At 75.1% G+C, this 9,776-nt stretch carries 10 protein-coding genes; 3 read left to right on the top strand and 7 right to left on the bottom strand.

Annotated features, from left to right (window positions below; genetic code table 11):
* From G9H71_RS19370 to purN, 4 genes are all read right to left on the bottom strand, one after another.
* The coding region (locus tag G9H71_RS19370; protein ID WP_166284432.1) for a bifunctional methylenetetrahydrofolate dehydrogenase/methenyltetrahydrofolate cyclohydrolase at positions 1–754 on the bottom strand (754 nt) is incomplete at its 3' end.
* Between the two features lie 285 nt (positions 755–1,039).
* Complete coding sequence (locus tag G9H71_RS25295) at positions 1,040–2,017, bottom strand: DMT family transporter (RefSeq protein ID WP_166284431.1); 978 nt, start codon at positions 2,015–2,017, stop codon at positions 1,040–1,042.
* Positions 1,995–3,551, bottom strand: coding sequence for a bifunctional phosphoribosylaminoimidazolecarboxamide formyltransferase/IMP cyclohydrolase (gene purH, locus G9H71_RS19360; RefSeq protein ID WP_166284430.1), 1,557 nt, complete (start codon positions 3,549–3,551; stop codon positions 1,995–1,997). Before purH ends, G9H71_RS25295 begins: the two co-directional genes overlap by 23 nt.
* On the bottom strand, positions 3,548–4,162 hold the full coding sequence (gene purN / locus G9H71_RS19355; RefSeq protein WP_166284429.1) for a phosphoribosylglycinamide formyltransferase: 615 nt from the start codon (positions 4,160–4,162) through the stop codon (positions 3,548–3,550). The genes purH and purN overlap by 4 nt, the downstream gene beginning before the upstream one ends.
* A gap of 19 nt (positions 4,163–4,181) precedes the next feature.
* Between purN and G9H71_RS19350 the strand changes: the two genes are divergently transcribed.
* Positions 4,182–4,748 carry a hypothetical protein gene (locus tag G9H71_RS19350; RefSeq protein WP_166284428.1) on the top strand — a complete coding sequence of 189 codons (567 nt, stop codon included), beginning with the start codon at positions 4,182–4,184 and terminating at the stop codon, positions 4,746–4,748.
* A 51-nt stretch (positions 4,749–4,799) separates the two neighbouring features.
* On the opposite strand, the gene G9H71_RS19345 is transcribed toward G9H71_RS19350, so the two are convergent.
* Positions 4,800–6,050, bottom strand: a complete 1,251-nt coding sequence (locus G9H71_RS19345; RefSeq protein WP_166284427.1) for a cell division protein PerM — start codon at positions 6,048–6,050, stop codon at positions 4,800–4,802.
* A 248-nt stretch (positions 6,051–6,298) separates the two neighbouring features.
* On the opposite strand from G9H71_RS19345, the gene G9H71_RS19340 reads away from it, so the two are divergent.
* The gene (locus G9H71_RS19340) at positions 6,299–6,811 is read left to right on the top strand and encodes a SigE family RNA polymerase sigma factor (RefSeq protein WP_166284426.1); all 513 of its coding nucleotides are present in this window, start codon (positions 6,299–6,301) and stop codon (positions 6,809–6,811) included.
* On the top strand, positions 6,804–8,084 hold the full coding sequence (locus G9H71_RS19335) for a hypothetical protein (protein ID WP_166284425.1): 1,281 nt from the start codon (positions 6,804–6,806) through the stop codon (positions 8,082–8,084). Before G9H71_RS19340 ends, G9H71_RS19335 begins: the two co-directional genes overlap by 8 nt.
* 68 nt (positions 8,085–8,152) lie before the next feature.
* Here G9H71_RS19335 and sucD read toward each other — a convergent pair whose 3' ends face one another.
* Positions 8,153–9,037, bottom strand: a complete 885-nt coding sequence (gene sucD, locus G9H71_RS19330; RefSeq protein WP_166284424.1) for a succinate--CoA ligase subunit alpha — start codon at positions 9,035–9,037, stop codon at positions 8,153–8,155.
* Between the two features lie 3 nt (positions 9,038–9,040).
* A partial coding sequence (locus G9H71_RS19325) for an ATP-grasp domain-containing protein (RefSeq protein WP_331273128.1) occupies positions 9,041–9,776 on the bottom strand: 736 nt, incomplete at its 5' end.

The raw sequence follows: 9,776 nt of genomic DNA, 5'->3' as shown, positions 1-9,776 counted from the left end.
CCACCTCGCGCACCGCAGGGTCGACGTCGCCGACCAGGCCGGCCTCGGTCCGGGTGATGCCGACGTCGAGGACGGCCGCGCCCTCCTTGACCATGTCGGCCTTGATGAGCGCGGGCACGCCCGCAGCCGCCACCACGATGTCGGCCCGCGCCACGTGCGCGGCCAGGTCTCGGGTGCCGGTGTGGCAGAGCGTCACCGTCGCGTTCTCCGAGCGGCGCGTGAGCAGCAGCCCGAGCGGCCGCCCGACCGTCACCCCGCGCCCCACGACGACGACCTCGGCGCCGCCGAGCGGCACGTCGTAGCGGCGCAGCAGCTCGACGATGCCGCGCGGCGTGCACGGCAGCGGCGCCTCGCGGCCCAGGACCAGCCAGCCGAGGTTGGCCGGGTGCAGGCCGTCGGCGTCCTTGGCCGGGTCCATCAGCGCGAGCGCCGCGTTGGCGTCGAGCCCGCGCGGCAGCGGGAGCTGCACGATGTAGCCGGTGCACGCCGGGTCGGCGTTGAGCTCCTCGACGACCGCGTGCACGTCGGCCTGTGTGGCGTCGGCGGGCAGGGTCCGCTCGATGCTGGCGATGCCGACCTGCGCGCAGTCGCGGTGCTTGCCGGCGACGTACGCCTTGCTGCCCGGGTCGTCGCCCACGATGAGCGTCCCGAGGCCGGGGACCACGCCACGCTCGCGCAGCGCGCCCACCCGTTCGGCCAGCTCGGCCTTGATGGTCGCCGCGGTGGCCTTGCCGTCCAGGGTCTGCGCCGTCACGGGGCCGCATCCTCCCACGGTCGCGCGTGCGGGGCGTCATCCGCCACGGCGCTCGACGATCACGGGGCTCGGCGTGCGACACGCCGTGGTGTCGCCGCCGAGCCGCGTGGTGGAGGAGTCAGTCCCTTCCGCTCAGGGCGTGCGGTCCGCAACGTCGTGGCGAGTCCCGCAGCGCCGGGCGGTCACGTCGGGCCCGGACGACGGGTACGCCACCCCGTGCCACGGTCGTGCCTCGCATCGCCCACCCAGGCCTCGCGGCCCCTGGCCAGGCCTCGCGCCCTTGCCTCAGCGGCGCGAGCCGCGCGCCGCGACCGCGATCGCGAGCGCCGTCAACAGGCAGCCGACGATCGTCCAGACCGACACGCCCTCGTCGTGCACCGGGGCCAGGACGTCGAGCGCCACGCCGCCGGCGAGCTGGCCAAGCACCGTGCACAGGCCGAGCAGCAGCACGCCGAGCGCCCGCACGGTCTGGGCGCCGGACACGATGACCGCGACCCCGAACGCGCCGCCGAGGTAGAGCCACCACTCCCCCGGCAGCCGGCTCCACACGTCGGAGGTCAGGCCGGTGAAGGCGGCGTACGCGACCACGAGCAGCAGCGTCCCGAGCAGGAAGTTGACCAGCCCGGCGACCAGCGGCTCCCCGGTGGCCTGGCTGACCCGGCCGTTGACCGCCTGTTGCACGGCGAGCAGCACACCGGCGACGGCGGTCAGCACCATGGCGCCGACCGGGCTGCGGCCGTCGAGCCGGTCGGACACAGCGACGAGGACCGCCAGGACCGTCACCGCCGCGGCCACGACCCGCGCACCGGTGAGGCGCGCGCGCCCAGCCGGGCCGAGCCCGAGGCGGTCGACAGCGAGGCTCGAGGTGGTCTGGCCGGCGACGACCGCGACGGAGTAGAGCGCGACGCCCAGCACCGGCGCGCTGTGCGCCTGCACCGCGACGAAGATGCCGCCGGACAGCCCGCCCAGGCACTGCCACCACCGCAGCCGGCCCGAGCGCACCAGCGCCGGGATCGCGGCGAACTGGACCCGACCCGCCCGCCGGGAGAGCGCGAGCACGGCGACGATGACGGTGCCGATCGCGAAGCTCAGCAGCGCAGCGGCGATCGAGTCGTCGAGCTTCTCCCCGAGCTGGCCGTTGACCCGGGCCTGGACGGCGAGCAGCACGCCTGCGGCGACCGCGACGGCCGCCGCGAGGGGCTTGTGGCTGGCGAGCGAGCGGCCGCCGCGGGCCGGGGCCTCAGTGGAAGAAATGCCGGGCACCGGTGAGATAGACGGTGACCCCCGCGGCGCGGGCGGCGGCGAGCACCTCCTCGTCGCGTACGGACCCGCCGGGCTGGACGACGGCCTTGACGCCCGCCTCGGTCAGCACCTCGAGCCCGTCGGGGAACGGGAAGAACGCGTCCGACGCGGCGACCGAGCCGCGCGCCCGGTCCCCCGCGCGCGACACCGCGAGCCGCGCGGAGTCGACCCGGTTGACCTGGCCCATGCCGACGCCGACGGTCGCGCCGTCGGAGGCAAGCAGGATCGCATTCGACTTCACCGCACGGCAGGCCCGCCAGGCGAAGACGAGATCAGCGAAGGCAGATTCATCAACTGCGTCTCCGGCAGCGAGGCTCCAGCTGGACGGGTCGTCGCCCTCGGCGTCGAGCCGGTCGACGGTCTGCAGGAGGAGCCCGCCGCTGATGGGCTTGAGCTCGACCGCCTCGGCCGCCGCGGGCTCGGGCACGCGCAGCAGGCGGACGTTCTTCTTGCGGGTCAGCACCTCGAGCGCGTCGTCGTCGAAGCCGGGCGCCGCCACGACCTCGGTGAAGACCTCGGCCACCTGCTCGGCCATCGCGCGCGTGACCGGGCGGTTGACCGCGATCACGCCGCCGAACGCGGAGACCGGGTCGCACGCGTGCGCCTTGCGGTGGGCCTCCGCGACGTCGGCGCCGACGGCGATGCCGCAGGGGTTCGCGTGCTTGATGATCGCGACGCACGGCTCGGCGTGGTCGTACGCCGCCCGCCACGCGGCGTCGGTGTCCGTGTAGTTGTTGTAGGACATCTCCTTGCCGTGCAGCTGCTCGGCCTGCGCCAGGCCCGGCCGGTCCGAGGTGTACAGCGCGGCGCGCTGGTGCGGGTTCTCGCCGTAGCGCAGCACCTGCGCCCGCTCCCACGACCCGCCGGCCCACGCCGGGAAGCCGCTGCCGTCGTCGGTCGGGGCCAGCACGCTGCCCATCCAGGACGCGACGGCGATGTCGTACGTCGCGGTGTGCACGAACGCCTCGGCCGCCAGCCGCTGGCGCTGGGCGAGCGTGAAGCCGCCCTCCGACACCGCGGTCAACACGTCGGCGTAGCGCCCGGGGGACGTCACGACGGCGACGGACGGCGAGTTCTTGGCCGCCGCGCGGACCATCGACGGCCCACCGATGTCGATCTGCTCGACGCACTCGTCGGGCGAGGCGCCGGACGCGACGGTCGCGGTGAACGGGTAGAGGTTGACGACCACGAGGTCGAACGGCTCGATGCCGAGCTCCTGCAGCTGCTGCTCGTGCTCGGGCTTGCGCAGGTCGGCCAGGATGCCCGCGTGGACCCGCGGGTGCAGGGTCTTGACCCGCCCGTCGAGGCACTCGGGGAAGCCGGTCAGCTCCTCGACCGGCGTGACGGGCACGCCCGCGGCGGCGATGCGCGAGGCCGTCGACCCCGTCGACACGAGCGTCACGCCCGCGGCCGCCAGCCCCCGGGCCAGCTCCTCCAGCCCCGTCTTGTCGTACACGCTGACCAGGGCGCGCCGCACCGGACGTCGATCGCTCACGCGAGTGTCACCTTCCTGCCTTCCACCGACCAACCGGACCGCGCCATGCGGCCCACGACGTCGACGAGCAACCGGCGCTCGACGACCTTGATGCGCTCGTGCAGGGTGGCCTCGTCGTCACCCGGCTCGACGCGTACGGGCTCCTGGGCGACCACGGGGCCGGTGTCGACCCCCGCGTCCACGAGGTGCACCGTGCAGCCGGTCACGGCCACGCCGTACGCCAGCGCGTCCCGCACAGCATGCGCCCCCGGGAACGCGGGCAGCAGCGCGGGATGGGTGTTGAGCACCCGGTCCGGGAAGCGCCCGAGGAACTCGGTGCCGAGGATGCGCATGAAGCCCGCAGAGACGACGAGGTCCGGGTCGTACGCGGCGACCGCGTCGGCGAGCGCCGCGTTCCAGGCGGGCCGGTCCGCGAAGTCCTTCGGGGCGCACACGAACGTGGGGACGCCGGCCGCAGCGGCCCGGTCGAGGCCTCCGGTGCCCGCGCGGTCCGCCCCCACCGCGACGACCTCGACCTCGGTCGGGTCGACGGCGTCGAGCAGGGCCTGCAGGAGCGTGCCGGAGCCGGACACGAGGGCCACGACCCGAGCCGGTTTCCGAGCCGTAGTCACAAGCCGCCACCATAGCGAGGTGGAGAACGGCGACGGGACGCAGCGGGCACGGGACGGCGAGCGGCCGGTGCCCGACGACAACCCCTGGGCCGCTCCCCCCGAGGGCGAGCAGGCGGGCCAGCGGCCGGCCCCGCCACGCCCGGCCCCGCCGCAGCCGCCCTCGTCCTTCTGGGGGCGCCCCGCGCGGGGTGAGGGCGGGCCGGGCTCACCTCAGCGCCGGCCGACCGGCCCGGTCGTCTCCGGCGGGCGGCCGGCCCTGCTGCTCGCGCTCGTCGCGCTGCCCGCGCTCGCCTCGCCGGAGATCGGCGTGATCCTCGCGGTCGGGGCCCTGGTGCTGGCCGCGCTGGCGATCCGGGAGGCCCGCCGGCAGCGCGGCACGGCTCCCGGCGCGGTCGCGGCGCTCGTCGTGGGCAGCTGCGTGGTGTCGCTCGGCGTCTCGACGCTGGTCACGTCGGCCCTGCCCGGGGCGAGGGACTACCGCGAGTGCCGCGAGCAGGCGCTCACCCACGCGGCGCGGGCCGAGTGCGACGAGCGCTACGAGGACGAGCGGAGCCCGTTCGGCCTGGAGGGCGCCGCGCTGCGCTGAGCGGCGCTCAGGCGGTTTGGGCTCGAGGGCGCCGGATTGCGCTGGCTGCGCTCAGGCCGTTCCCGCGACCGGGGAGGCGGCCCGCTCGTCCGTACGCGCGTCCGCCGCCCGCCGCACCAGCAGCCACGCCGTCGCGGCAGCGACCAGCCCCACCTCGGCCGCCACCGCGAGGCCGAGCCGGAGCGGCGACGGGCCGACCGCGGCCAGCCGGTCGGCGCCCGCCGACCCACCTGCCAGGGCGCCGAGGACCGCGAGCACGACGCCGGAGACCAGGCCGGCCAGGGCGGCCGTGCCTGCGGCCCGGTCCGGCGAGTCGTCCGCGGGCGCCCTCCGCCCGGCGACCACCCCCGCCACGACGCCGGCCGCGAGCGGGGCGGCGATGGCCAGCAGCGACAGCGCGGGGGCCGAGCCGTCGACCGGCAGGGCCGCGAGCAGCGGCAGCGCCGGGACCTCCCCCGTGGTCACCCCGGCCGGCGCGACGGACGTGCCCGCGCCGACCGCGAAGCCGGGGCCCACGGCGTACGCGGTGGCGCAGACGACGGCGTTGGGGACCAGCCCGACCCCGAGCAGCAGCAGCAGGAAGCCGCCGAGCGGACCGGGCTCGAGCGAGGCGGCCAGGTCGGCGCCGCGGTCGAGGTGCGCGACGAGCGAGCCGGCGAGCAGCAGCGCGCCCGTCCCGAGCAGCGTCAGGACCGCCCCCACGGAGGCGGCCAGGACGGTGCCGGGGCGCAGCGGCATCACCGGGAGTGCCGATCGCCGGCGCAGGGCGCGCAGCGCGCCGAGCCCGGTCCCGGCCGCCCCCATGAGCAGCCCGCCGATCATCGCTCCGGGCACCGAGGGCTGCACGTGCTCCGAGCGCGAGGCCAGCGCCACGACCAGCGTCAGGACGGCGTACGCGACGGCGCCGGACGCGGTCAGCACGCCCGCCTCGCGCCCGGTGCGCACGCCCGCCGACCGCGCGGCGCGGTAGCCCGCCGCGGCGAGCGTCGCGAACGGCAGCACGATCAGGCCCAGCGGCGCGAGGCGCAGGCTCCCCGCCGACAGCGTGAGGTCGATGTGGTGCGCGAGCAGCCAGGCGTACGCCGTGGTGCGCACCGCGTCGACCGCGCCGGCCCCCGTCCCGTGGGCGCCCGCCCACCCGACCAGCACGACGACCGCGCAGGTCAGCAGCGAGAACCCGGCGCCCCGGGCGGCGCCGGCGGCGGCCGCCCCGGCCATGGCGCGGGTCGAGCGCGGCCGGGGCGGCCGAGCCGCCGACGGGCGCGGGAACGTCGTGCGCGTGGGGGGAAGCAGCGTGGCCATCGCAGCCCATCGTCGCGGCCCCTCGCGCCGCAGCGCGGGAATGGCGGGTACGTCGGGGTGTCGCCCGCGCCGCATGCGCCGCCCCACACCCCCTCTCGGTGATCAAGCACATGTGGCGAGTTGTCCACAGCGGGCGGGCCACGGGCAGGCACCCGCCCTCGACGCCGCGGCGCGGCGTGCAACCCAGCGGCAGGGTGGGCGGTGTTCTCCTGTGACGCCGGCCGAGGGGCCGGCCGACGGGGGGCCAGGTGAGTGACTCGACAGGCTTCGACGCGTTCTACGCGGCGAGCTCGCGCCGCGTGCTGCACGCGCTCTACGCCATGACCGGCGACCTCAGCGAGGCGCAGGACTGCGTGCAGGAGGCGTACGCCAGGGCCTGGCAGCGGTGGGGCCGCGTCGGTCACTACGACGACCCCGAGGCCTGGGTACGCACCGTCGCCTGGCGGCTGGCGGTCAACCGCTGGCGCCGCGGCCGCAATGCGCTCGCCGCGCTCGTGCGGCACGGGCCGCCCGCTCCCGCCCGGCCGCCGTCGGAGGACAACGTCGCGCTCGTCGCGGCGCTGCGGCAGATCCCGGAGGCGCAGCGCCGGGCCGTCGTGCTCCACCACCTGTGCGGGCTCTCCGTCGAGGACGTCGCCCGCGAGACCGAGTCCCCCGTCGGGACCGTGAAGGCGCGGCTGTCGCGCGGGCGGGCGGCGCTCGCCGGCCTGCTCCGCGAGGACGACGAGGCCGAGCCGGACAAGGAGACTTCTCGTGCGTGAATCGCTCTTCCCTGAACTCGAGCGCCTGCGCGACGACCTGGGGCCGGAGCCGCTGCCCGGGGCGGCCGACGCCCGGCAGCGCGGGCGCCAACGGTCCCGGCGAGCCTCCGGATCGTTGGGCGCGCTCGCGTTGACCGGGGTCGTCGCTCTGGCTGCCGCCGCCACCTCCGGCATCGGCGGCGGCGCAGCCGGGACACCGGGAGCGAGGCCGACCGCTGACCCTGTGTCCTACGACCTCATGAGCCGGGCACGGACGTTGGCCCCGGATGATCTGCCTGGGCCACGTCAGGTCTGGGGCCACTGGTCCGTCCAGTCGCTCCTGCCGTCGCCTCTGCAGGACCGGTGCGCAGCGCAGGCCCTGACCTCCGACGACGGCACCCGTGGCCTCGTCACGATGTACGCGAACTTCATCGGAGCCGAGGGCCGGACCCAGCTGTCGGCCGGGCAGCAGGCGACCACCGCGTACGAGTCCGAGCGCTCCGCCGAGGCGGCCTACCGGGCTCTGGGCCGGCGGCTCGACGGCTGCGCCGACAACAACGCGGGTTGGACGTCGCGTGTTCAGGACGGACGCCGGATGTGGCTGCACTTCTCCGACTCCATCGCCACCAGGACGGTCGTGCTGGTCGGCACGCGGGACCGGTTCGTGACCGTGCTCGGGCTGGAGATCGTCGGCCCGAGCAGGGGCCAGGCGCCCGAGGCCAGCCTCGCCGCCGTCCTCGAGAAGGCCGTCGGCGCTCTCGGCACTCCGGCCGACCCCACGGCACAGCCGGCGCCCGACGCGTTCCGTCCGGGCACCGACGCGCTCATCCCTGCGGGGATGTGGCCGAAGGGCGACAACCCCGCCGACATCGTGGTCGGCCCCGACAAGACGTCCCCGTGCCCGCTGACGGTCCCGGACCGCGACCTGCTCCAGCAACTGGAGCGGGGGTACGGCGCGTACCGGGGGCAAGCGCCCACTTCCCACGAACGGCTCGTCGTGCTCGGCAGCTCGGCCACCGCGCAGAGCGTCTTCGACGCGTGGAACGGCGCCCTCGCGAGGTGCTCGACGAGCTCAGAGCGCGTCCCGCCCCCGGATGACGTCGACGACTCGTCGCCGGTCTACGCCGCGGTCGGCACCCAGGGGAAGGTGCACAAGCTCATGGCAGCCAGGGTGGGCAACATCCTCGTCCTCATCCGCTTCGAGGGCGCCGACGCGGACCAGGTCCGGGCGGCGATGAGTCTCGCCGTACGCGGCGCCGCCCCGTACGTCCTGCCGGAGCCGCCGACCGGCTGACCCGAGAACAACTGGGGGCGGGCACTCGCAGCCGAGTGCCCGCCCACCGTCGTGTGAACGCGGATGCGTCACATGCCGTTCATGATCTCCCGCATGAGACGGGCGGTCTCGCTCGGCGTCTTGCCGACCTTGACCCCGGCCGCCTCGAGCGCCTCCTGCTTGGCCGCGGCGGTGCCGGACGAGCCGGAGACGATCGCGCCGGCGTGGCCCATCGTCTTGCCCTCGGGCGCCGTGAAGCCCGCCACGTAGCCGACGACCGGCTTGGTGACGTTCTCCTTGATGTACGCCGCCGCCCGCTCCTCGGCGTCGCCGCCGATCTCGCCGATCATCACGATGGCGTCGGTGTCGGGGTCGTCCTGGAAGGCCTGCAGCGCGTCGATGTGCGTCGTGCCGATGACCGGGTCGCCGCCGATGCCGATGGCCGTGGAGAAGCCGATGTCGCGCAGCTCGTACATCATCTGGTAGGTCAGCGTGCCGCTCTTGCTGACCAGGCCGATGCGGCCGGACGGGGTGATGTCCGACGGGATGATGCCGGCGTTCGACTTGCCGGGGCTGATGATGCCCGGGCAGTTCGGGCCGATGATCCGCGTGGTGCCCTTCTGCTGGGCGTAGGCGAAGAACGCGGCCGTGTCGTGGACCGGCACGCCCTCGGTGATGACCACGGCGAGCGGGATGCCGGCGTCGACCGCGTCGATCACCGCGTCCTTGGTGAAGGCCGGCGGCACGAAGATGACCGTGACGTCGGCGCCGGTCGCGGCCATGCCCTCGGCGACGTTGGCGAACACCGGAAGCTGCGTGCCGTCCACGTCGACCGTGGTGCCGGCCTTGCGCGGGTTGGTGCCGCCGACGACCTGCGCGCCGGACGCGAGCATGCGCTTGGTGTGCTTCATGCCTTCGGAGCCCGTCATCCCCTGGACGAGGATGCGGCTCTTCTCGGTGAGGAAGATCGCCATTGCTCAGGCCCCCTTGCCAGCCGCGCCGGCGAGCTCGGCCGCGCGGCGCGCGGCGTCGTCCATCGTGTCGACCAGCGAGACCAGCGGGTGCGCCGCCTCGTCGAGGATGCGCCGGCCCTCGGCCGCGTTGTTGCCGTCCAGCCGGACGACGAGCGGCTTCTCGACCGTCTCGCCGCGCGACTCCAGCAGCGCGAGCGCACTGACGATGCCGTTGGCGACGGCGTCGCACGCGGTGATGCCGCCGAAGACGTTCACGAACACGCTGCGCACGGCCGGGTCGGACAGGATGATCTCCAGCCCGTTGGCCATGACCTCGGCGGAAGCACCACCGCCGATGTCGAGGAAGTTCGCTGGCTTGACGCCGCCGAACTCCTCGCCGGCGTAGGCCACGACGTCGAGCGTGCTCATCACGAGCCCGGCGCCGTTGCCGATGATGCCGACCTCACCGTCGAGCTTGACGTAGTTGAGGTTCTTCTCCTTGGCCCGCTGCTCCAGCGGGTCGGTCGCCGACTTGTCCACGAGCGCCTCGTGGTCCTTGTGGCGGAAGTCCGCGTTCTCGTCCAGCGTGACCTTGCCGTCGAGGGCCACGATGCGCCCGTCCGCGGTCTTGACCAGCGGGTTGACCTCGACGAGCGTCGCGTCCTCGGCCGTGAACACGCCCCAGAGCTTCACGATGGCTGCCGCGACCTGGTCGCGGACCTCCGCCGGGAAGTTGGCCTGCTCGACGATCGCCGCGGCC

Source organism: Motilibacter deserti (assembly GCF_011250635.1).
In the GTDB taxonomy this organism is placed as follows: Bacteria; Actinomycetota; Actinomycetes; order Motilibacterales; family Motilibacteraceae; genus Motilibacter_A; species Motilibacter_A deserti.
The sequence above is the reverse complement of the archived record's forward strand: the minus strand, read 5'-3'. Positions and strand labels throughout refer to the sequence as shown.